The sequence below is a fragment of the Bacteriovorax sp. BSW11_IV genome (assembly GCF_000447755.1).
In the GTDB taxonomy this organism is placed as follows: Bacteria; Bdellovibrionota; Bacteriovoracia; order Bacteriovoracales; family Bacteriovoracaceae; genus BSW11-IV.
The window spans coordinates 1-23,172 of the sequence record NZ_AUNE01000024.1 but is presented as its reverse complement, the minus strand read 5'-3'; the positions used below and the strand labels follow the sequence as shown (position 1 = coordinate 23,172).

The 23,172-nt window shown below is 36.6% G+C and carries 26 protein-coding genes; 13 read left to right on the top strand and 13 right to left on the bottom strand.

Going from position 1 to position 23,172, the window contains the following annotated elements; translation table 11 throughout:
• Positions 1–162: 162 nt before the first annotated feature.
• Positions 163–1,698: a hypothetical protein gene (locus M899_RS06480; protein WP_021270627.1), complete on the top strand. Its 1,536-nt coding sequence runs from the start codon at positions 163–165 to the stop codon at positions 1,696–1,698.
• A gap of 7 nt (positions 1,699–1,705) precedes the next feature.
• Here M899_RS06480 and M899_RS06475 read toward each other — a convergent pair whose 3' ends face one another.
• The 3 genes from M899_RS06475 to M899_RS06465 all read right to left on the bottom strand — a co-directional run bounded on the left by M899_RS06475 (position 1,706) and on the right by M899_RS06465 (position 4,207).
• On the bottom strand, positions 1,706–2,302 hold the full coding sequence (locus M899_RS06475; protein WP_021270610.1) for a transposase: 597 nt from the start codon (positions 2,300–2,302) through the stop codon (positions 1,706–1,708).
• A gap of 138 nt (positions 2,303–2,440) precedes the next feature.
• Entirely contained in the window at positions 2,441–2,668 is a 228-nt protein-coding gene (locus M899_RS06470) for a DUF1456 family protein (protein ID WP_021270611.1), read from the bottom strand.
• Between the two features lie 12 nt (positions 2,669–2,680).
• The gene (locus tag M899_RS06465) at positions 2,681–4,207 is read right to left on the bottom strand and encodes a hypothetical protein (protein WP_021270638.1); all 1,527 of its coding nucleotides are present in this window, start codon (positions 4,205–4,207) and stop codon (positions 2,681–2,683) included.
• 204 nt (positions 4,208–4,411) lie between these two features.
• Between M899_RS06465 and M899_RS06460 the strand changes: the two genes are divergently transcribed.
• Entirely contained in the window at positions 4,412–5,122 is a 711-nt protein-coding gene (locus M899_RS06460) for a hypothetical protein (protein WP_021270631.1), read from the top strand.
• Between the two features lie 73 nt (positions 5,123–5,195).
• Entirely contained in the window at positions 5,196–5,573 is a 378-nt protein-coding gene (locus M899_RS06455) for a hypothetical protein (protein ID WP_021270619.1), read from the top strand.
• A 1-nt stretch (position 5,574) separates the two neighbouring features.
• Here the strand turns inward: M899_RS06455 and M899_RS06450 are convergent, their stop codons facing one another.
• Positions 5,575–6,300 (bottom strand): hypothetical protein, encoded by a 726-nt coding sequence (locus M899_RS06450; RefSeq protein WP_034728257.1) that lies wholly within the window; start codon positions 6,298–6,300, stop codon positions 5,575–5,577.
• 193 nt (positions 6,301–6,493) lie between these two features.
• Here M899_RS06450 and M899_RS18355 point away from each other — a divergent pair, with 193 nt between their 5' ends.
• Entirely contained in the window at positions 6,494–6,655 is a 162-nt protein-coding gene (locus M899_RS18355) for a hypothetical protein (protein WP_021270637.1), read from the top strand.
• Here M899_RS18355 and M899_RS06445 read toward each other — a convergent pair.
• Complete coding sequence (locus tag M899_RS06445) at positions 6,652–7,836, bottom strand: amidoligase family protein (RefSeq protein ID WP_021270624.1); 1,185 nt, start codon at positions 7,834–7,836, stop codon at positions 6,652–6,654. The two genes, M899_RS18355 and M899_RS06445, sit on opposite strands and share 4 nt — an antisense overlap.
• 41 nt (positions 7,837–7,877) lie before the next feature.
• Positions 7,878–8,417 (bottom strand): hypothetical protein, encoded by a 540-nt coding sequence (locus M899_RS06440; protein WP_021270616.1) that lies wholly within the window; start codon positions 8,415–8,417, stop codon positions 7,878–7,880.
• 152 nt (positions 8,418–8,569) lie between these two features.
• Here M899_RS06440 and M899_RS17585 point away from each other — a divergent pair, with 152 nt between their 5' ends.
• From M899_RS17585 to M899_RS06415, 5 genes are all read left to right on the top strand, one after another.
• Positions 8,570–9,220, top strand: a complete 651-nt coding sequence (locus M899_RS17585) for an HAD family hydrolase (RefSeq protein WP_021270630.1) — start codon at positions 8,570–8,572, stop codon at positions 9,218–9,220.
• Between the two features lie 83 nt (positions 9,221–9,303).
• Positions 9,304–11,460, top strand: a complete 2,157-nt coding sequence (gene scpA, locus M899_RS06430) for a methylmalonyl-CoA mutase (protein ID WP_021270613.1) — start codon at positions 9,304–9,306, stop codon at positions 11,458–11,460.
• Positions 11,460–12,425: a methylmalonyl Co-A mutase-associated GTPase MeaB gene (gene meaB, locus M899_RS06425; RefSeq protein ID WP_021270607.1), complete on the top strand. Its 966-nt coding sequence runs from the start codon at positions 11,460–11,462 to the stop codon at positions 12,423–12,425. The genes scpA and meaB overlap by 1 nt, the downstream gene beginning before the upstream one ends.
• A gap of 90 nt (positions 12,426–12,515) precedes the next feature.
• On the top strand, positions 12,516–13,319 hold the full coding sequence (locus tag M899_RS06420; RefSeq protein WP_021270622.1) for a hypothetical protein: 804 nt from the start codon (positions 12,516–12,518) through the stop codon (positions 13,317–13,319).
• Positions 13,320–13,423: 104 nt separating this feature from the next.
• Positions 13,424–14,530 (top strand): hypothetical protein, encoded by a 1,107-nt coding sequence (locus M899_RS06415; RefSeq protein ID WP_021270625.1) that lies wholly within the window; start codon positions 13,424–13,426, stop codon positions 14,528–14,530.
• On the opposite strand, the gene M899_RS06410 is transcribed toward M899_RS06415, so the two are convergent.
• Positions 14,527–15,324, bottom strand: a complete 798-nt coding sequence (locus tag M899_RS06410) for a TIGR02147 family protein (RefSeq protein ID WP_021270603.1) — start codon at positions 15,322–15,324, stop codon at positions 14,527–14,529. The genes M899_RS06415 and M899_RS06410 overlap by 4 nt on opposite strands.
• Before the next feature lie 115 nt (positions 15,325–15,439).
• Between M899_RS06410 and M899_RS06405 the strand changes: the two genes are divergently transcribed.
• Genes M899_RS06405 through M899_RS06395 form a run of 3 tightly spaced genes read left to right on the top strand, consistent with a single transcriptional unit; the run spans position 15,440 to position 17,534 of the window.
• Positions 15,440–16,579: a catalase gene (locus M899_RS06405; protein WP_021270634.1), complete on the top strand. Its 1,140-nt coding sequence runs from the start codon at positions 15,440–15,442 to the stop codon at positions 16,577–16,579.
• Between the two features lie 27 nt (positions 16,580–16,606).
• Complete coding sequence (locus M899_RS06400; RefSeq protein ID WP_021270626.1) at positions 16,607–17,215, top strand: hypothetical protein; 609 nt, start codon at positions 16,607–16,609, stop codon at positions 17,213–17,215.
• Positions 17,216–17,228: 13 nt separating this feature from the next.
• Positions 17,229–17,534 (top strand): hypothetical protein, encoded by a 306-nt coding sequence (locus M899_RS06395; RefSeq protein WP_021270636.1) that lies wholly within the window; start codon positions 17,229–17,231, stop codon positions 17,532–17,534.
• A 36-nt stretch (positions 17,535–17,570) separates the two neighbouring features.
• Here the strand turns inward: M899_RS06395 and M899_RS06390 are convergent, their stop codons facing one another.
• Positions 17,571–17,849 (bottom strand): hypothetical protein, encoded by a 279-nt coding sequence (locus M899_RS06390; RefSeq protein WP_021270614.1) that lies wholly within the window; start codon positions 17,847–17,849, stop codon positions 17,571–17,573.
• A 12-nt stretch (positions 17,850–17,861) separates the two neighbouring features.
• Positions 17,862–19,247 carry a hypothetical protein gene (locus tag M899_RS06385; protein ID WP_155897123.1) on the bottom strand — a complete coding sequence of 462 codons (1,386 nt, stop codon included), beginning with the start codon at positions 19,245–19,247 and terminating at the stop codon, positions 17,862–17,864.
• 137 nt (positions 19,248–19,384) lie between these two features.
• Here M899_RS06385 and M899_RS06380 point away from each other — a divergent pair, with 137 nt between their 5' ends.
• Entirely contained in the window at positions 19,385–20,356 is a 972-nt protein-coding gene (locus M899_RS06380) for a CNNM domain-containing protein (protein WP_021270615.1), read from the top strand.
• On the opposite strand, the gene M899_RS06375 is transcribed toward M899_RS06380, so the two are convergent.
• From M899_RS06375 to M899_RS06360, 4 genes are all read right to left on the bottom strand, one after another.
• Positions 20,357–20,980: an L-threonylcarbamoyladenylate synthase gene (locus M899_RS06375; protein ID WP_021270628.1), complete on the bottom strand. Its 624-nt coding sequence runs from the start codon at positions 20,978–20,980 to the stop codon at positions 20,357–20,359.
• A 9-nt stretch (positions 20,981–20,989) separates the two neighbouring features.
• On the bottom strand, positions 20,990–21,952 hold the full coding sequence (gene hflC, locus M899_RS06370; protein WP_021270617.1) for a protease modulator HflC: 963 nt from the start codon (positions 21,950–21,952) through the stop codon (positions 20,990–20,992).
• The gene (gene hflK, locus M899_RS06365; RefSeq protein WP_021270608.1) at positions 21,952–22,929 is read right to left on the bottom strand and encodes an FtsH protease activity modulator HflK; all 978 of its coding nucleotides are present in this window, start codon (positions 22,927–22,929) and stop codon (positions 21,952–21,954) included. Before hflK ends, hflC begins: the two co-directional genes overlap by 1 nt.
• A gap of 3 nt (positions 22,930–22,932) precedes the next feature.
• A partial coding sequence (locus tag M899_RS06360; protein WP_155897121.1) for a biotin/lipoyl-containing protein occupies positions 22,933–23,172 on the bottom strand: 240 nt, incomplete at its 5' end.

The following is a 23,172-nucleotide window of genomic DNA, read 5'->3' as shown; positions in this document are numbered from 1 at the left end:
GTTCCCTAAAGATGCCTTAAGGGAACGTGGCACTTTTATATCTTCTTAATTTCATAGGGTTACCTTAAAACTTTTTAAAAGATGTTGATTTTTTGTTCTAAAACAATAAGCAAAGTGCTAAATCAGTAGAAGTGTTTTACTAAGTAAACTTTAGGTTGATTGATGAAATTAATTGCAATTCTTTCTTTATATATTCTCACTTCACAAGCATTTGCCTTTTCTTTTAATGAGGCCCAAGAACTTATTGAAAAAAACAATAGCGATGCCGACACCAACAATGACATTAAAACGGTTGAAGATTTTATTAATGTACTTCCAGAAGACTATAAGAATAATTTTGCTCTCATGATTAAGTCGAAGAGCCTTCAGGTTTCAAATTCTAAGAATCCAAGGGTCATCATGTATGGGCTTAACCGTAGAACAATTTATACTTTTAACAGTGAAATGTCTTACAGCGGTGGAAATGCCATTGAGTTAATGGATACTGTAAAAGATGGAGACAAAACAGTTTTTCAATTTAGAGAAATTGCCTTCAATGACGGTAAGGTAAGTTTTTCTGAACCAAATCCTGCAAAGTGTATTAAGTGTCACACGCATAATACTCTTGATGAACAGTATATGAGACCTAACTGGCAGCCATTTTTCAGATGGCAAGGGGCCCTTGGATCAAATGATGACGTCTTAGGCCTACCTTCTGAAGATGGTCAAAAAGAACTTCAGGCCTATAGAGAAATGCAAAAATCTTTTCCAACAAAGAAAAGATACCGTTTTTTGAATATCAATAATTTTGTTCAAGACTTTGGCCACACAACCCTTACTGGTCATGCCAACAGTGCGCTTACATCTGTTATCACTCAATTAAATTATGAACGCATCGTAACTCGTCTGATGAATGCAAGTTATTATCCTTATTTTAAATATGCTCTTTACGGCGCCAATTCTTGTGAGAAGTATGGCCGCGGTCGTGACGGTGATATTGAAGCTTTCAAAAAGGATTTTTTACCAAAAGAGCTTATTGCCCTTCATGATGGCAAGTTTACAAAAGATATGCGCTACGACTTTTTAAATGAAAATTTTCAAGTATCAAGCGCTAGTCCCGTAATGCCTTTAATTAACTATATTCTTGGACCTCTAGGGGAGAATACATTCTACTGGTCAATGAATTTCATGCCTCGCCATATTTTACCTGACCCACGCTTTCAAACAGTCACAAACTCGCGCATGAATCTTGCGGGCGTATTTAACAAGGAAGATCGTGAGCTTAGAAAAGTTGTACGACAAAGAGTGCAGTGGGCGAATCTTCATGGCCAAGATGTGTCTCTTGGAGAATCCCTGAACGATATGGCCTGTGAAGAGCTAGCGGCCATCAGCCAGAAAACATTAACAGAATTTTTAAAGACTCAGGACTACTTGAGCTTCTATAAGAATGATTTTAGAAAACTTCCTAATAAAAATATTCAGTCATGTATTGGTTGTCACAGTGTTGGTAGCTTCTTCGCACCAGAGCTTCCTTTTTATGATGAGAATATCCTAAAACAAGCACTACCAAATGAATGGCAAGGTCGAGGGGCTACGTTGCTTGAGCTTGTAAAATACAAAGTTTCAACAGGAAGAATGCCACTAGGGATTTCTCTAACACCAATGCAAAGAGAAGAGGTTATTCAATATTTCGAAAACTTAGGTGCCACGTTCCCTTAAGACATCTTTAGGGAACATGGCACTTTGGAGGTTTAAAAGTTGATCGTGTAAACGACTTTGAAAACTCTTCTCTGTTGGAGAGAGATCGCGAGCAGTTAAAATAATTCTTCTGATAAAGTTCTAAAGTATCTCTAGTGTGAAGCTCTAACGGAAATGATTTATTTTTTACAAGATAATTTAAAGTGCTAAACGGATAATCCTCACATATTTCAACAATCCCCTTCTTAATTGGATTTTGATAAATATATCGAAGCACTACTGAGTAGTAGTCGCTATTATCAATAAGAGTCCATTTATAACGATCTCCAAAAATTCTATTAATTCTTCCTGTTTTACTTCTAATTTCAAAACTAATACTACGATTGAGCTCAAACATGAATTTATCTATATTCGCAAGAGGAGTCCAAATCATTAGATGATAGTGATTTGACATCAATACAAAGGCCTGTACTTTCACGGGATGTTTTGAATTTGCTCTACACAATGCTCTTTTACAAATATTCCATACAATATGAAGAGGAACATCGAACCACTCTTTGTTATTGCATCTTATTGTTACGTGATAGGGGTATAAATTAGTTCTGATTAACTTTTTTCTTGGCATTCATTGTGATTAATTCGCGAAATTTGAAAAATAAATCATTTCATATTCTTTGGCCAAGAAAGATTCATTTTTGAAAAAAGGGTGCCATGTACCCTAAAGATGTCTTAAGGGAACGTGGCACTTTTTAGCTTTTTAGATTTATTTTTTGGGCATTGGTCCGCGCATTTTGATGACGAGCCCATTAAGAAAGTTTCTAAGGATTTGATCACCACAAAGCTTATAATTTGGATGATCCTCTGCTCTAAATAGCGCAGAAAGTTCCGTTTTAGAAATTTCAAAGTCCACAAGCTTTAAAATCTCAATAATATCTGTGTCTCTTAAAGAAAGGGCCACTCTTAATTTTTTTAGTACATCGTTATTTGTCATCTCTTCCTCGAATTATAGTAAATTTTCAAAATAGCGTAGAATCTCTTCTCGCTGTTGATCTGTTATGTCAATGCCTTTAGGCATTTGCTTCGTTGAAACTTTATATTGAATCATTTCAAGAAGAGTTTTGTCGTAATCTCTCCATTTTTTATCGAGGGCATTCCTAAACTTACCGACATCAGCAAATGGGATTTCAGGAGCAAAGCCTTCTCCAACGCTATGGCAGCCAACGCATGACTGAATATTTTTTGGAAGTAGTGATATCGCCCTATTCCCGTAGTATGAATCCAACTTGCCGCTTTCAACAAGCTCATTTAATTTTTCTATACTCTTTTGAGCAAACTTCTCGCACACTTCAGTGTGAATTTGTGAAGATTTAATCGTCATCTGTCCGTGGACGTCTTGAGGGATAATGCGATTCCCAGAAAGTTCTAATAATTCTTTATCTTCATTTAGGAATACTCCTAGGAAATTTGATCTCGAATCTGTTGGTGTTTGAAAACGAGGATCTGGGAGTAAGTGCCTAGGTTTGAAATTCATTGACCAATAAAATGTATTCTCTCCCAAAGGACCTAGGACATAATTAATCAATGGCATGACTAAGTCTGTACCTTTAACTCTATACGATTCATCTAACCAATCATAGCGCATGGCCTTTGTATATCGTTGATCATGCTTTTCTTTTATCTCTTGAGGGAAAAACATATTTTTAAATTTTTCTAAATCATCATCTTTTCCATCGTCAAACATACGACAAGCAGATGCACCAAAAATAGCATATTTGTAATATTCGTAAAACGAACTGGTTTTTAATCTCGTAATAATTCGTTCATAATTGAGTTGCGTTAAAACTGATGTCAAAGTCATATTGGCATGGCCAAAAAGAATCGTGACCTTACCATCATCTTTATTGAAAGTTTCCAGGTTTAATAAGCGATAACGTTCTTTGTTTGGAAATTCTTGTTGCATTTTCCTGTAGAGATCAAGCTCATAGTTTCCTCTCCCAAAAGAAAGGCCAAGAATATCATCATTCGACCCAAGCGCCCCATCCCATCTACTGTAAGGCTGCCAATTAGGTCTCATAAATTGAACATCATTTGTATTGTGAGTATGACAGCGGATACATTTTTGTGGGTTGGCCTGTGAATATGTCACTTTACCGTCTTTGAAATTTATTTCTCTAAACTCAAAAATCGTTTTACCATTTTTACTAACAGTATCCATAAGTTCAATGGCATCGCCCCCCGAAGTCGCGTGGGGAGAATTGAAGGTATAAACAGTTCTTCTATCTTTTCCATACATGAGAATACGAGGATTTTCCTCATCTGATGTTTGCAAGCTTTTTGAGTCGGTCATCATCGAAAAGATTTCTCGATAATCATTTGGTAACATTTTTATGAAGGCCTCAACAGTGCGCACATCATTGTCTGGATTTTTATCGCTATTTCTTTTTTCGACGATTTCTTTCGCTTCTTTGAATGGCAATGCATGCCCGTTTAAAGAAATGAACGATAGAGTAAGCACAAGTGCGTATTTCATTGTTAGTCCTTTGTTTGCTAATATTTAAGCAAAAAAGGGGCCAAACACGACCATGTAACATTCTGAATTCAGGTCAGAAAGTCATGTAATTCTATAGGGCCGTCTATAATTGCGACGTCCTTTCGGAGCGAGTTTTAGATAATAAAAGCTGAAAAAAAGACAGACCCTCTCGCCTAGCTTGATAGATGAGGTAATCTCTCGTTCATGAATCTGAAACGAGTTTTCTTTTTATTCATAGCTCTAACTTTTATTGGCAAATCCTTTGCTTACGAAAAATGTATTGTCACACACATAAATGAGGCCATCCAATTAAATAAAGAAAGAAAAGTTTATTACACGGATCTCTCACAAGGAATTTCAACTAGAACTTCGAATGCTCTCATCTCTCTAGAAAAGCAGATGCTTCCCATCTCTTATATTTTTGATGGCCTCGCTAAAAAATATCAAAAGGTCGGATTGGATTTATTTTGTGAAGATTTAATTTCTATGAATGAAACACCTTCTTTTAAAAATATTTACGACAATGGTGCTCCCCATATCAAAGACTACAGATTTATTAAACGCCTTGAAATTTACAAAGACCTAAGAAACTCTTTTAAAAATGAATCCTATGATTCTCTTATTAAAACATCATATCAATGGATGGATTACCTCTCCGTAGAACCTCGATTTAATTGTCTAACTCGCCATTTTCTCGAGGCCATTATTCGCTCCGCAAAGCTGGCACCTATTCATATCGAAAAGGCCCATCAAAAAGGAATGAAGTCTCCACGTGCACTCATTAATCGTTATTTAAAATCTATTTTCATTTCTTTTTTCTACTCTGTTCCTATAGACGAAACAGCTCGACACACTCAGGCCCTAGGGATTCCTATCATTTGTAATGATGTCCCTGCCATTCCGATTGATTTTTAACTTATATTTTTTACCACTTAGTTGAATTCGTTCACAAAGCGAACTAAGAATAAGAAAAAAATTGGAGTTTAAAATGAAGTCATTCTTAGTGGCCTTAGCGCTAATTTACATCTCACCATCTTTTGCTAGTGCAAAATGTTTTTATAATAAATTACAAGAAAGAGTTTCTGCAATGGATGCTCTTAGAGCATGTTATGGAAATAAATTTGAATCTAAAAATTCGAAACAAGAAGCTCAATTGTCCGACTTTGACATTTATGAAGGGCCGAACGCTTGTGATTATTTATATGAGCTAAATCCAAATAAGCTAAACAATGTTTGCAAGACTGCACAGGACGCTTACTGTGCAGAAGAAGATCTCGTTTACAATCTTAATATGTACTACGGAACAAAAGCAGTTGTTTGTAAAAAGACAGAGGAATACAAGACAGCAATTAAGCTTTTAAAGTAATCTATTTAAGTCTAAAACCCCTTTTGTAAAACTGTAGTCTCTCATCAGAATGTTTTTCTTCAAGCTCGTTTAAGGCGAGCTTTTGTTTTATTATTAGGGCCTCTAGTTGTTCTTGATTCTCATAAAGACTCATGTCGTGGCCTTTAACAAAATTCTCTCTTTCAATTCCATACAATTTTTCAGTACTTTGATAATAAAGTTTCTGTTCATGAGCAAATAGGGAGGCGTTCTTTGGGTTGTACGGAATAGACTCTTTACCACCACTTAGATAACTCGCAGGTATCCTAGAAGTCTTTCGCAATTTTTCATTAGAGTCATAGAGTTCTTTTTGCAGATGAATGATCTGTTCGCGTTGTTTGCTGATAACTCTTTCTTTGGCCTCTGAAGTTAATTTTAACGATTTTGAAAATTCCTCTTTCGCCTCTTTTAAAAGTATTGCTTCTGACGCTAATGTAGATGGTCCTTCTGTTTGATTAGCAAGCTTCTCCAATAGCAATTGTTGCTTCAAAACAATTTCATCTAAGTTGGGATTATAGGTAATTCTATGGCCAATATAAACGCCACTTATTAACAGTACAGATGACAAACCAAGTATGGCCCACCAATTGATGAGTAAGCGCGATTTATAGACCTCAATACCGTGACCCTTAAATAAATGGGGGGAAAGCTCGTTTTTGGGTAAGTTTAGAGGATCATTTTTTTGGGATTTGACGATATTCTTATTCATAGAAGCAATTATAGAAGTTATCTGAAGAGAGTCCAAAAGGGAGTGAAAAAACATAATTTTACAAGTACTTAGAAGAGACTGGAGTGCCAATTATTTTATACTTTTTACCCTATTTTCTAACTGGGGTTGATTCTCATCTCGAAGTGTTTTACATCGTTAGCTTCATTAACGATTTATCTAGGGATTCAATATTATGAAAAAACTAATTTTAATTGCATCAATTGTTATGGCGACTTCTTCACTTGCAGCTTCTGATTGCGTTGAGAAATATGTAGCAAAGGGCTTTACTGTAGAGCAGGCCGTAAGAATGTGTTATCCACCAAAAATGCCAGCAGGTTGGTTCTTCTCATTCTAATTGTCTACTTGATCTAAATATTCCAAAGAAAAATCAATCATCTCACGGATTCGTTCAGGATCCGTGGTTGAATTGAAAAGCCTAAACTCAATTGTTTCAAGTCTCGGTATATAAGCTATTGGCCCTCGATTTTGAAAGATTCTCTTGTCCACAGTATTAATTTTTGCGATGTCCTCAAAACCTTCTAGTTTTTCTAATTGCATTGTCACAAATACATCTTGGAGACCTCGACCTTTACTTGGTTTAAATCGTGAGTATAGCTCTTCTTTGTCTGCCATAAATTTTGTAAGAAGTTTTTTATAATCACCAACGCTTAAATCACTGGCTCCAATGTGAATATGGATTCCTCCTTTTTCAGGAAAGGCAACAATATTCATTTCATCTAACTTCGTTAAAAACTCTTCGAACAATTCTCTATCTCTATGTCTTGAAATAATAGGACTTGTGATTTCTACTCCATAAGTGTTCTCTGGTGATCCCGTAAGAGTCTCATCAAATTTCACTTCAAAATTTCTATCGTATTTTGTTTCAACTTTATAAAGAGAAGTGTTCTCTGGGGAATAATAGTTATAGGACATTCGTGCGCTCTCACCATATTCATCCACACGACTTAGGTTATAGGTGTACTCTTTTTCAACAGTAGCGTAGCGTTTTTTACTATCGTAAAATTCTTTAATTTTCTCTGCCGTTTTTTTATAGGTATTGTGAGCTGGATCAACCAGAAGTCCTTCAATCTCAACACCAATACTTCTAAAAGATTTTATTTGATTCAATGGCCTTTTTGTAGGAAAGCCGAGCATATCAAATTCTTCAGGAGTAAATGTTCCGGTTCTAATCATCTGTGAATAGAGATCACGATCAAGATGATCAAAATTTAGAGCATGAACGAGTTCACTACTTTCTATAATTGCTCTTATTCTCTTTTCTTTCAATTTTGAAAGTGTTTTATGTACAACTTTTAGCTCGTCAATATTACGAACTTCGTCTAGTTGCGATCTTATCGCAATCTCTTCAGGTGTTAATTCATTATTGATTGCGAAGAATTTTTGAATTGTCCCAACGCAAGAATTCACAAAGTTTGAAACAGAACTTGGCCGACGAGATTTTCGAACCTCAGTTTTGAAGTTTGAACAGCTGACAATGAATGAGAAGGTAAAAACAAAAATAACGAGTGATTTCATTGGTTTCTTTTCGTCATTTCCATGAAAAAAATTAACTTCATTTATGATGCATTATTAATGATATAGATAGCATCTTGCTTATCTTGAGAGCTATTTGAGCTCTGAGAGCTTTGTACAATCTGTATCAATCTAGTCAGCATATTGAATTGTGTGGCCAATTTCTTATAGAAATATTGAACATCATAGAATGAAGTCACAAGTGAGTTGAGTTGCCCATAGGCACTCATCCCAACATCGTGGTAGTACTTCACATCGACAATTTTCTCATTTACCGAATCAGAAAAATACCCACATAACATTAGGGCCGTATCCCCGATGTCTTGGAGTGCTACTTTTCTTTTGCGACTCTCAAGGTGATGAGTTTCTAAAAGTTTTAGACCCAAAGTTTTTTCACGAACCTTTCCTTCGACGACTTCAAAATATTCTTTTGCATGAATAAATTTATCCATAACGAGAGAAGAATAAAAAATGGTTTCATTAGGAAGTGGTGAAGAAGACTTTCGATTCACCGATTGGAGTTCGTCATAAAAAAATGACTGTAAGCTGGTTTCTAAGATGATACTAGTTCTTTCATCCGTCATTAGACTTGGCCCTCCTTCTTAGGGGAGAATTAAACGTCTCTCACTCCTCTATTCTACCCTAAAAACGATACAGATCGAAATTTAGCCATTTTTTCCCAGTTCCCCTCGAATAAAGCGCCTCAAATTATTGTTATTGTGCTAATTTATTGTCTATGAAAATACTTGAAGCTAAAAAACTCATTGAACTCGAAGAAATCATCTCTACATATCCAAAAGTTACGACACTGCTTTTTGATATGGACGGGACAATTATCAATACTGAAATTCTTCACGCGAAGGCCATTGTTGAGACCATTGCTCATTTTGAAAATAAAGCTCCACTAAGTGCTGACGAGATCACTCATGCCTTTTGTGGAATGCCAGACAATCTCGTCTTTTTTAAACTGCAACAAGATCATGCACTTTTCCCATCTATAAACTTCGATACTTTCGTTGAGCGTAAAAATTTAGAATTAAATAAATATCTAAATTCAGAGAATCTCATTCCATCACTACTTGTTGGAATTGATTTATTCTTGCAAAAGGCAAAAAATGAAGGATTTAAGATTGCTCTTGTAACAGCAAGCGAGAGAAGTATTACTCATACAATCCTAGAAAATTCTGGTCTCAAACAATATTTTGATCGCATTATCACAAGACAAGATACCAAGAATTCTAAACCTGAGCCCGACCCCTATCTTCATGCCCTTGAAAGCCTTGGCTCAAATGCCAGTGAGGCCATCGTCTTTGAGGACTCTGTTCATGGCATCGAAGCGGCGACTAAGGCCCGTGTTCAAGCTATTATCAAGGCCTTATGGTTCTAAAAAACTGACGGTACCTTTTTACTAATCTGGGATAATTTGTTAAAAATAGACTAAATACAGATTATTCAAAAACAAGGTACCGTATGTCTGAGAAATACTCTCCTAAAACGAGAACAGTTGAAGATTGGCAAAATTTAGCGACAAAAGAATGTCGCGGTAAAGAGCTCTCTTCACTAACTATTGATACCCAAGAAAAAATAGCCATCAAGCCACTTTATACAAAAGAAGATACTGAGAATCTTCCTTTTACAAATACAATGCCTGGGCTTGAACCCTTCATTCGTGGACCTAAGGCCACAATGTATGCAGGTCGTCCATGGACAATTCGCCAGTATGCTGGATTTTCTACTGCTGAGGAATCAAACGCTTTTTATCGCAAAGCTCTCGCGGCCGGTGGACAAGGTGTATCTGTTGCTTTCGACCTTGCAACACACAGAGGTTATGATTCAGACCATCCAAGAGTTAAGGGTGATGTCGGTAAAGCAGGTGTTGCAATTGACTCTGTTGAAGATATGAAAATTCTTTTCGACGGTATTCCTCTCGATAAAGTTTCAGTTTCTATGACAATGAATGGTGCCGTTCTTCCTATTCTTGCCAACTATATTATCGCGGCAGAAGAACAAGGCGTATCACAAGATAAACTTTCAGGAACAATCCAAAACGATATTCTAAAAGAGTTCATGGTAAGAAATACGTATATCTTCCCTCCAACTCCATCGATGAAAATCATTGCAGATATTTTTGAATATACGTCAAAAAATATGCCTAAGTTCAACTCAATTTCAATTTCGGGTTACCATATTCAAGAGGCTGGAGCAGATGCAGCTCTTGAGCTTGCTTATACTCTTGCCGATGGACGTGAGTATATTGAAACGGCCATTAATGCGGGAATGGAAATTGATGAGTTTGCGCCAAGACTTTCATTCTTCTTTGGTATTGGAATGAATTTCTATATGGAAATTGCAAAGCTTAGGGCCGCAAGACTTCTTTGGTCTGAGATCGTTTCTGAATACTCTCCAAAAGATATTAAATCTAAAATGCTTCGTACACACTGCCAGACTTCTGGTTGGTCACTTACTGAGCAAGACCCATACAACAACGTTATTAGAACAACAATTGAGGCCATGGCCGCAGTTTTTGGTGGAACCCAATCACTTCACACAAATGCCTTTGATGAAGCGATTGCTCTTCCAACAGAGTTCTCTGCAAGAATTGCACGTAACACGCAAATCATCCTGCAAGAAGAAACAGGGATCACTAATGTTGTTGATCCATGGGGTGGTTCATACCTAATGGAAAAATTAACTCATGATATTTCTGAACGTGCTCGTGAGATCATGAAAGAAGTTAAAGATCTTGGGGGAATGGCAAAGGCCATTGAATCAGGTCTCCCGAAATTAAAAATTGAAGAATCTGCTGCTCAAAAGCAGGCCATGATTGATCGTGGTGAATATACAATTGTTGGTGTTAACAAATACAAACTTCAAAAAGAAGATGAAGTTGAAATTCTTGAAATCGACAACACGGCCGTTCGCGACTCTCAGCTTAAGCGTCTAGATAATCTTAGAAAGAATAGAGATGACAAGGCCGTCCAAGCTGCTCTTGACGCTCTTACAGACTATGCTGAAACTGGTGTTGGTAATGGACTTGACCTTGCTGTTAAGGCCGCTCGTCTTCGCGCTTCAGTTGGTGAAATCACTTACGCTCTAGAAAAAATTTGGGGTCGTTATAACGCTACAACAAAAACAGTAACAGGCGTCTATGGTAGTGCGTATGCTGATGATGCCGATTGGAACAATATGGTAAACGAACTCAAAGAATTCGAAGATACTTTTGGTAGAAGACCTCGTGTCCTTATCGCGAAGATGGGTCAAGATGGTCACGATAGAGGTGCTAAAGTTGTCGCCACGGCTTTTGCTGACGTTGGCTTTGACGTGGATCTTTCACCACTATTTTCTACTCCTGAAGAAGTTGCAAAACAGGCCATTGAAAACGATGTTCACGCTGTTGGGGTTTCTTCACTTGCAGCAGGACATAAAACATTGATCCCTGATCTTATTGCAGAATTAAAGAAACATGGGGCCGATGATATTATCGTATTCTGTGGTGGTGTTATTCCAAAACAAGACTATGACTTTTTATGGAATGCGGGAGTAAAAGGAATCTTTGGTCCAGGAACTCCAATTCCTGAATGTGCTAAAAAAGTTATCGAAGAAATTAAAAAAGCGAATAAAAAATAATGAGTATAGATATCCAAAAGCTCGTTGCGGGCGATCGCAGAAGTCTTGCCAAGGCCATCACTCTAACGGAGTCAAAACTCGATTCCCATAGAGATGAGTCCCAAAAACTCCTTGAACAGATTCTTCCCCATACTGGAAAGAGTCTTCGCATCGGTATTTCTGGTGTACCTGGTGTTGGTAAATCGACTTTCATCGAGACTTTTGGACTCTTTCTTATCTCACTTGGTAAAAAAGTCGCAGTCCTTGCTGTTGATCCTTCTTCACCTATTAGTGGCGGAAGTTTACTTGGTGACAAAACACGAATGGAAGTTCTCTCGCAACAACAAGAGGCCTTCATTCGACCAAGTCCGGCCTCAGGATCTCTAGGTGGTGTGGCCCAAAAAACTCGTGAGGCCATGCTTTTATGTGAGGCCGCTGGATACGATATTATTCTTGTTGAAACAGTTGGTGTTGGGCAATCAGAATATGAAGTTGCTTCAATGGTAGACTTCTTCATGGTTCTCATGCTGCCAAACGCTGGAGATGAACTTCAAGGAATTAAAAAAGGAATTTTAGAACTCGCCTCATCGATTATTATTAATAAGGCCGATGGTGATTCAATCAATCTCGCTAAACTTTCACTATCTCATTATACAAACGCTCTTAGACTTGTTCACCCTACAAGCTTTTGGATTCCTCGCGTGCTTTCATGCTCTTCAATTGAAAGAAAAGGACTCGAAGATATCTGGAAGATGATTTCAGATTATCATACTGAGGCACAAAAAAATGGTGAGCTTCTCTCAAAGCGCTCTGTTCAAAACAAGAAATGGATGGATAAGCTTATTCATGAAATGATGGAGATGCGCCTGAAGAAGAACGCGAACGTTCAAAAAATGTGGCGCGACCTTGAAAACAGCGTCACAGAGGGCAAGTCGACGGCCTTTGGGGCAGCAAAGCTCATTATAGAAGAATACTTTAAACAGTAATATCAACAAGATACGTTTCGACTAAATGCGTGACAAATTAAGACTCACAGTGCTAATGTGACGAAAATTTTGTTTATTTGGGAGAATCTTATGCTTCGCTCACTTGTCCTTATATTAGTGTCATTATCTCTTACTAGTGCCTTTGCCAATGAGGCCAGTGGTACAACTAACGTTAATAATGAAACAATTAATATCGATGGAGAATTCCACGAGAAAGTTCAACCTGAAACTATCGTTGAAACAAAAACAGCTGAACCTGAATTCGTTGATGACGAAGAGCTTGTAAAACTGAAAGGTGAACTTAAAGAAATTAAAAATATGAACACTGGTTTTGAAAAGAAGACTGAAACTTTTCAAGAAATGACTGAAACAGCGACGAAACTAACTGCTAATCAAAATGAATATCTTAAAGGTCGTTCAGAGTACGAGAAGACAATCTCTGCGTTTAGAATGAAGCAAGAGTGTCTTAAAACAAAAGATGCTAAAGATTGTGTAAACCTCGATACGAGATCTGATGAAGAGAAGAAAGCATTTAACATTTCTATTCGTAATGAATTTTCTTCTGTGATTCAAAATAAGCGTTTTGAACTCCAGGCCTGCTACCAAAGTGTTTTAAAATCACAGAAACCTTTTGAAGATGCAATCACTGTTCTTGTTAAAATTGGTAAGGAAGGGACAGCGACTCACGTTGGTTTTGAAAATATGAAAGGTCTTTATGATACAAAGATTCAAAATTGTATCACTAAAGTTCTTTATGACATCCAACTGAACAATCGTCCTTATGAGAGCGTTACTTTTAGACAAGTTCTAAATTTTAATATTAAAAATAAGGTCGTGAAGTCTGCAAAGCAAATTGAACAAGAAGATTACGACGCCCTATTTTACGATCTATAGAAAAGACAGCATTCAATACTGTGTCTAAAGTTTAGACACTTCTGCTCATGATTTATGCCATTTAAAGTGATTTAAATGGCATTTTTTTTGCACAATAAGCAATTATGAAAAAGCTTATTTATCTCCCTCTATTGTTAGTATGTTCAATCACTTTTGCCCAAAAAGGGGTTCAGTTTCCAGATTATGGGCAATTCAAACTTGAACTACCACAATCCGAAAAACAGGATGATTTTAAGTTTGATATTTCTGCACAAGAAAAGCTTGAACAAATCAAAGAAATTCTTATTGATACGAAACCTCAACAAGTTCAAATGATTCTTGAAGAAATGAAAAAGAATTTTTCTAATATTAAAATGGGTGGAAGCTCTACAGGTGGAGGCTCTGATCGAACAGAAAGATTTAAGGCCCTCGGTCACATCTATTCTTCATATCTTGAGAATTTAACAGAGGCAGATAGAGATAAGTATGGCATTAGTGTCACGGCCCAAGAACTTAAAGAAATTATCGTACAATTTGGTGATCATGTTTATGAACTTGATCGAGGCCACAATTTTAATATTCTAGATTTTAAAAATGAAATTCAGGCCCAAGTGAAAAACGGTGTTATCTACGAAACAGGAAAAAAGAAAAGTGCATATTTTGCTCGTAATGCACTCTTTGACAATAATGAACTTGTTATTTACCTCTCTCAAAATTGGACTCCAAAAGAAAATACAATTCCTTTAAAAGAGTTTCTAAGAGTTCTTGGTAAGCAAGATGAAATACCTGGAATATTAGATTATCTTGCTAACAAAGAAGTTCCCGACTTAACCCTAGATAAGAATAACTTGAAGCATCTAAATTCTAAAATTCGCTTCAATACTCAAGCAAAAGAAGAAACTGTAACAATTAAAAAGAATTCTTCATGTGTTTTAATTAGAGAGATGCAAGAGAAGCTAAAGGCACTTGATCATTCTGAAAACCTATATACAGGTCCCTTCTCTAAAGCAAGAGAAGAACTTAAGAACTGTGCTACAGTTGCGGCCGTTCAATATGCTTCACGCATTTGTCATTCAGAATATGAACAACATAATAAAAAGAATCAAGAATTTCGGTATGCAAAGTTATCGAAATTCACATTAGGTGATTCTTCATGCAAAAAAAATAGCGCAGGCCAGCTCGTATGCGAAACAGCATGGGAAGCAAATTGTAGCTATTGGTATGCTAACTAAACTTTAAAAAAGTCGATCCCAAAAAACACAAGCTCTTCTTCTTTAGAGGGCCTAATAATTTTATGGGCCTCATCTATTGAATTAAGACAAATCTGTTTCACTTTTTCAAAGTCATCTAAACTTAGACTATGTACACCTGTATAATGTAATGAGCCTGATTGATTCATCAAAACATCTTGAATAGCGCGGTTTCGCCAATTGGCATGATTGATCGATGTAAATGGAGATTCTTTGGGCAAATGGATATGAAGATCTGTAAGTTTCCAGCCAACTCCTTTTTTCTCAATAAGTCCCATGGATTCAAGACCCGTAATTATTGAATTCACTTCTTGTGATGAAATTGAAAGTTTCTTTGAAATTTTATCAATGCTATTGAACGATGGAATAGTCAAAAGAATATGGATCGCCGACCACAGCCATGATGAGTAATATGAAGCTTGGGCCTCTATTGTTTTCACGGATGGGCTTTGAAATCTTTTCGTTAAATTCTCCTGCTCTTCTTGAACACGTTCGATTTTCTTTTTTAAAAGTCTTTTTAAAGCAATCGTACCTGCTCTTGCATACTGAACTAGAGTAAGGAAATACTCGCCCTCGCTCTCACTCAATTCCCAATACTCAACAAGGCCCATGGCCTGCTCTAAGCTTAGCTCTGCACTCCCATTCAAAACCTGAGAAATGTAGGGTCTTTGGCATCCTGCGGCCTGAGCGAGCTTGCTTTGGTAACCTCTGATATCAGTATTTTCTTTAATTTTGAGCCTAACATAGTCTTTATATTTCAGATACTTATATATCATAAACCCTCTTTTTGTTAAGTAATCGTAACACAAATGGTTATTTTTTAAAAACAAATTAATTGTGCGCGCCGCCATTTCATAATACTTACACTTAAACAAAAAATAGAGGTATGAAATGAAAAAATTAATGACTTACTCAATGCTCTTAACTTTCTGCGCTCTCACAACTTCGGCCAGCTACTTATATAATATCGCCTATGACTTTCCCTTATATAAAGGTGAGCAATATGAAGGTGGCTCAAAAACCGCAGAGCTAAGAAGCTACTATGAAGTTGCAACTAAGGTTTTAAATGTTCAAAAAATTCTACAGAAAGACCAAATCGATGGAAGAGCTACTCGCGTTTTCCACGCAAAACAACATGCTTGCCTAACTGGAAAACTCACGATTCTTCCGCACAGGCCAAATGACTCTGGAAGAAAAACTTATGAAGGAATGTTCAAAGAACCTAAGGAATATGATGTTCTAGCAAGATTTTCCAATGGTGTTGGTTTTTCTCAACACGATAAAAAGCCAGATGTACGTGGACTCGCTCTGAAAGTATTTGATGTCTACGACCAGAACGATGGAATTGAAAAAAATGTCGATCTACTTATGACGAACTCTCCAACTCCTGCGGCAAGTAATCTTCTTGGCTTTGCAAACTTTATGGAAGCTGTAGTTAAGTATGGTGTGAACTTGGGTACAGTAAAATACTCTCTCGCGAATCCACGAGCAGGGAAATCTCTACTCAGCGCTGTTGGAATTAAGAACTATAAAGTGAGAAGTTTGGCGACACAAAGATACTGGAGTGGTCATCCTTATTTGCTGGGTGAAAACAATGCCATGAAATTCAGTGTCATTCCTTTGCAAAATGATGAGCCTTCACTGACAAAAGTTAGAAGACTTGGTGAAAACTATCTTTCTGAAGAATTATTAGAAAGAACTAAAAACTCTAAGATTCGCTTTATTCTTGCCGTTCAATTAGAAAAAAATTCACAAGAAACACCTATTGAAGACAACCTCAATGAATGGACTGAAAAAGAATCTCCTTCTATTAACGTTGCAGTTCTAAGTTTTGATCAACAAGACTTTTCAAGCGAAAAATATAGAGATGCCTGTAATACATTAAGCTTCACTCCTGCTAATTACATTTCTGATCATAGACCACTAAGCAATATGGGTCGTGGAAGAATTTTTGCCTACAAGGCAAGTCAGATAGGCAGAGGAGCGAAGGCCGAACCAAATAAGGAAATAGTGGAACAACTAAGAGACTAAACAACTAATTATCAAAGGAAAGTGTTTATGAAGATCTTATTACAAAAATACATCGTCTTTATTTCAATCATTGTTGGCCAGTATTCGACCATGGCCCTAGAAAACACAATAGATCAAAAGTTTTATATAAAAACAAAGGAGATTGCTGGAAAGTTTTACTACGGCCTAGATCAAAACGGTGATGAGTGCCACGTTCTTGTCAAAGAACTTATTTCTGGCACTACAGAATCCGTAACAAGAGGAGTACTTCCCCATAAAAAAATCAATCTTTATCTCACTTCACAGCAATTACCTATCGAGGTCCTTGAGGTTACAAGAGAAACTGAATTCAACAAAATATTGGAACAAAATTTTGGAAAATATTTTCATCAAGAACTAAACATGAAAAAGGAAAGTGCAGGTTGGTGTAGCAATTGTGGTTCAGCACTTCGAGATGGAAAATTTAAAGGACTACGAAATAAATATCTAAGCTTTATCGCAAAAGGTTTCACTCCTATAAATGACAGGGCCAGAATTTATATCACTGATGATGAGCAGAAAGTTAAAAAAGTAGAAATTTATAAATATGAAAACTACTACCTTCCACTCATTAAATTTTCACCTAAAACAGAAGTGTACACATGTACAATTCATTAACCAAGGACTACAGATGAAAACATTGCTACTCATGTCTCTTATGCTAAGTTTTTATACAAAAGCTTATGAACCAAAGGCCGCTCTTTGTAGAGAAATGGCCATAAACCTTTCTAATGAGCTCGTTGATAAAGAGCCATGGATCACAAATATATATTCCAGGCTAGTTGAACTAGAAGCATTTAATGATGAGAATGCCTATACTACAAATGAGCGTTGGAAAGTAACATACTATCTCGGGGCCCAGGGACTACTTATTCATGAATTGAGTTTAAAGGATGAAGATTGCCTGATTGATTTAATAAAAGTGACGAGAGAATAAAAAAAGCACTTCCTAGGAAGTGCCTTTTTTTTAAAATTAGTTACAAGTAACTTTAACAGTTTGAACGCCTCTTTCTTTAACAAGAGTCATTGAACCGCTAAATGGAGCAAGAGTTACACTTCTTACACCTTGTTGTCCTACGTTAGCTGAAAAATAGCTTCCGTAATCTTGAACTGGAGCTGTAACATTTAAACCGTTTCCGGCCACTTGAATTTGTCCACCATCTACACTTACAGTGTAACCTTGACCAGTACAAGTAACGGCCATTGAGTTTAGTGAAGCCAAAGCGATAACTGCTAGAATAACTTTTTTCATTTTCTACCTCTCCTACATTTTAATTATAATTGAATTACCTTCATATGTAATAAATGATCCGACTAAATTCTTCTTTAAGAAGTACATCAATAACTTTCTCCAACCAATTCCGAATGGAAGCCTGGTTTTAGTAACATGGAAAATTATTGTATTATCTTTTGGGTGATGTTCTACATCTGCCTGTACTGTGATCGTAAAGTTTTTAATAAGAACTTTTACATCAGCACTTAAAAAGACCTTATTATTCTTAAATCCAACGGAAATATTCTTAACGTCAGCATCAGAACTTCTTTGCCTTTGACCTGGATTAAGATCATTTTCAAATATCCCCTCATATAAATCCAAGTACTTCTTCCCATCGTCATTAGATGCGATCTTAGAAATGGCAAGATTTCCATCTTTAAAACACTCCGCAAGAACTTGTTGCATATCAAACAAATCGCTATCAAATGATTTCATACAGGCCACTTTCGTATCAAAAAGTGTCGTAACTGATTCTTTATCAGCAATTTGAGTTGAAGGGGTTTTGAATATTAAACGCTCATCTTTAATTTGTAGTTTCTCTAAATCGATAAAGAACTTCGTTTCCTCTTTTTCATCGTTGAAAACTATTTTTCTGGCAACGACTTCAAGATCACCAAGACAATCTTTCGTCATTTTCTCTGAATTTAATTCTTTAAGTTCTGGGTCTTTTGCACAAGCAACCTTTGCGGCCCCCGTATCAATTTTATACCCAGGAATATCGATTGTGTTACGAGTTGTATCAGCAATAATTTGTGCAGGAGAAAGTTCAATATTATTGAGCTTACTCACAAGATTCATATCACCAGTCTCTGATACACTGTAGTATTCGACCTCAGCAGCAGATAGACTATTTTCTTCCTGTGCGTTGATTAGTGATTCCATTAAACAGCCTGCGATAATCCCATCTGCCGTAGTTAGATCATACTTCGCACTACCACCACAATATAAGTTGAATTTTTTTAGCTTCAATTTCATCGAAGCGTCAGTCATTGCAAACTCTTTTCCGTTAAAACTGAAAAATTGTGGGTTTATTAGAAACTTTGATTCTTGAATGTTTAATGTATTGATTGTTTTAAGTGCATTTTCTTCTTCTAGTTGAAAACCTAAGTTTAAATGCTCTCCAGCAAAGCCGATGAAACGAGGACGAAAGAAGATTTTTGAATCAAAGATCTTATTGGAGTTATTAATCCCAATATTCATGCCATCCCAAGAAAGGTTGACCTGTCTAAAATTTAAAATACCTGCATCACCACTCCCTTTTTCTGGAAGCTTGTAATCCATTTTACTGATATCAATTTCTATAAAATTACTGCTATTTACAGCAAAAACATTGATAGATGTGGCCAAACAGAGGATGGGTACTAGTTTTTTCATGCCCATCTTTATAGCACTTACCTGCGTTTCCAAGCCCTTAAGTGTAAATTTTACTCCACCTGACCAATAATCAGATATCACACCTATCCTACCGATTTCATTCGACTTAAGGGGCAAATACTTGCTATAACATTAGCATGAGTCTACTAATTTTTTTTATAACGATTTCAATAGCCGTCTCTTTTCTTTGCTCCATTCTTGAAGCAGTTCTTCTAAGTATTTCGCCGAGCTATCTTTTATCTATTCGAGAGTCCTCTCCGAAAATTTATAAAAAGCTCAATCCCCTTAGAAAGGATATTGAAAAGCCATTGGCCGCAATTCTAAGCCTAAACACAATTGCCCATACAATTGGAGCAACTGGTGCAGGTGCTCAAGTTCAAGTTATTTACGGTAGTGAATGGCTTACCGCCTTCTCTGCAGTATTAACTGTGGCGATTTTAATTTTAAGTGAAATTATTCCAAAATCTATTGGTGCACGTTACTGGAAAGGCCTGGCCCCAATGAGTGCGAGAATCATTCCTTCACTTATTTTTATTACTTATCCACTTGTGTGGGCAAGTGATTACATTTCTCGCTTCATCAAACGTGGAGCCGCGGATAAAATCACTCGTGATGAAGTTAAAGCGCTAGCAGATATTGGTTACAAAGATGGTGCATTGACTCTTGATGAGTACAACACTCTAAAAAACTTTTTATCTTTTCCTCATAGGCCAATAAAAGACATAATTAGACCTATTGAAGTCGTTAAGTCACTACCTGAAAACTTATCGACACTTGAAGCATACGATATTCTTAAGAAAGAATCCTACTCTCGTTATCCTATCCTTGGTGTACATGAAGATGATTTAAAAGGTTATGTACTTAGAAGTGTTGTTTACGATTATAAGATTAGAAACGAATCAGTTCCTATCACTTCTGTTGCGAAGAAAATCCTTCATGTTGATAGCAATGAAAAAATCAGACGAGTGTTCTTGAAACTTATGAAAAGAAGAGAGCATATTGCGGCCGTCATTAATGAAGACAGCCACTTTATGGGTATTATCACTCTTGAAGATATTATCGAATCTCTACTTGGAATCGACATAAAAGATGAGACTGACGAAAATTAATTAAGGCCAGTCTCCGGCCCCTTCTCTTACTAGAATTGGGGCTTCATCATGAGAAAAATCAACGATCGTACTAGAACCAGCAAATTCATATTCACCTGGATCAATGATCATATCGATTCCAGATGGAAAACGTTCACTAATTTGAAAACTATAAAAAAGTTCATCTTCTTCTAATCCCATCATTTCATTAGAGATATTTGTTGATAACAATACATCTCCATGAATATCAAGAAGTGAGTTCACAATCTTTTGTGGGACAAATCTTACCCCAACTTGATGGTCTGTTTTAGAGGCCTGCACGGCCTTAGTTATCTTCTTTGTTGCTTCAAAAATAAAAGTATAGTGCCCTGGAATTTTTCCACGAATCATTCTGAAGGCACTATCACTAATACTTGCAACCTCTGAAGCTTTTGAGATTGAATCACACAGGAGTGAAAAGTGTTTAAGCGGGCTAACTCCTTTAAAGCGATAAAGGGCCTCAACTCCTTTCTTATTAAAAGGATCACATACGACAACCCATGCCGTGTCTGTAGGAACACATACCAACTTGCCCTCTTTTAAAAGTTCAGAAGCACGCTGTAGTACTCTATCATCCGGATTTTCTGCGATTACGTATGAGATCATTCAATATTCCTAATTTTTAAGAAATTTTAGATATTCGCTATCTGAAGAGAATAAAAATTTCGCCTTTTTCCCAAGTGTTTTTTTATAGGCCTCCATAGTTCTTTGAAACTCATAGAAACCAGGATCTTTTGAAAGAGACTTCGCATAAATTGCTGAGGCCTTGGCTTCAGCTAGACCGCGAATTTGCTGTGCTCTTCTATAGGCCTCGGAATCGATTTTTCTTAAATCTTTTTCAATACGCCCTTCAATTCTAGCTTTTTCACCCTGTCCAATTGATCTAATTTTTGCAGCAATTCTTTGTCTTTCAGAAATCATTCTCTCATATACTTTCGCTTCAACAGACTTCTCGTATGAAATTCGTCTTAACTGTACATCTACAAGTTTGATCCCTAAGGCGGCCAATTCAGAATCTGCTCTTTCTACAATCAACTGTGAAAGCTTCTCGCGCCCCATCGTAATTTTTTCAATATCCCCAGATATTTCTTCTTCTACAATAGTTTCACCATCTGCCTTTCTTTTATCAAGTTCGATTTTTTGTTTCTCAATAACATCTATAATAGCGTTTGAGTTTCGAACAGATTCAACAAGGTTATTAGATGAAATTACATTTCTTGTAGCTGAATCTAAAATTGTATCTAGCCTAGCTTTTGCACCAGATTCATTTCTTACTGTCTGGATAAACTTAAGAGCATCAACAACTCTCCATCTTGCTGTTGTATCAACTTTGATGAATTTTTTATCTTTTGTAGGGATTTGATTTGGATAGCCATCCCAAGATAGGATTCTTTTATCTACAAATCGAATCTCTTGTACAAACGGTACTTTAAAATGAAGACCAGCTTCAGTGATTGGTTCTCCAACAGGTTTACCAAATTCTGTAATAATGGCCTGTCTTCCTTCATCAACCACGAATAATGAAGTATTAGCACCGATAAACGCAATTACTGCAATAATAGGAATTAAAACTTTCATTATTTCACCTTACCTTCGCTATACACTGGGAGAATGCCTTTAATCGATGGATCCACTATCGTTATGTCCTCCATCCTAGAAAAAATCTCTTCCATAGTTTCTAAGTAGATCCTCTTTCTAGTGATACTTGGAGCTCTTTGATACTCTTTTAATACTGATTCAAATTTTTCAGCATCCCCGAGCGCTCTATTCACAAGTGCTTCAGAGTAACCTTCAGCTGCAGAAACAAGTTTTTCGGCCTTACCACGAGCTTCTGGAATGACTTTATTGTACTCACCTTCAGCTACGTTTATAACTTTCTCTTGTTCTTGTTTTGCTTCGTTTACTTCGTTAAAAGATGGTTTAACTCCATTTGGAGGATTAACATCTTGAAGCTTTACTGAAACAATTTTAATTCCCATGTCATATACATTGAGAACTTCCTGCATTAGTTCTTGTGCTTGAGTTTCAATTTCAATTTTCCCTGTTGTTAGAACATCAGAAACAAGTCTATCGCCAACAACACGTCTCATGATTGACTCTGACACATCTCTGATATTTGATTCAGGAGAACTTGTTTGAAACAAAAATTTGAATGGATCAGAAATTTGGTACTGAACTGCCCACTCTACATCTGCAACATTCAAGTCACCTGTAAGCATTAATGATTCATTACCAAATGTTCTTTCAGAGTATTCGCTTCTTCTGCCGCGAGAATCAGTGGTCCTAAAACCAAATTCAGCTTGAAGTACTCTTTTTGTTTTTACTTTTAGAACTTTATCAACCCCGAATGGGATTTTGAAATGTAGCCCCGGAGGATTCGTATTCAAATAACGTCCAAATCTTATTACTACCGCCTCTTCATCAGGTTCAACTGTATAAAAAGTAGTATTTGCTCCAACGAGCAAGAGAATGACAGTTACAAGTGGCACTAAAAACTTTGATGCCACCTGCAAATCTCTTTTCATTTTTTCAAAATCATTTTGAGGTTGATTCATATTTTATCCTTCAAGTTCCATCATTAGAACACCCTGATCTAGAGCATCCCCTTCTTTGATATGTATGGCCTTAACAACGCCATCTATACCGGCCTTGATTTCATTTTCCATTTTCATGGCCTCTAGAATCACTAGAGTTTGACCTTTAACAACTGTGTCACCTACGTTAACAGAGATCTTAACGATCTTACCAGGCATTTGAGTCATTAATTCACCTGCTGATCCACCAGACAGCCCCGATGG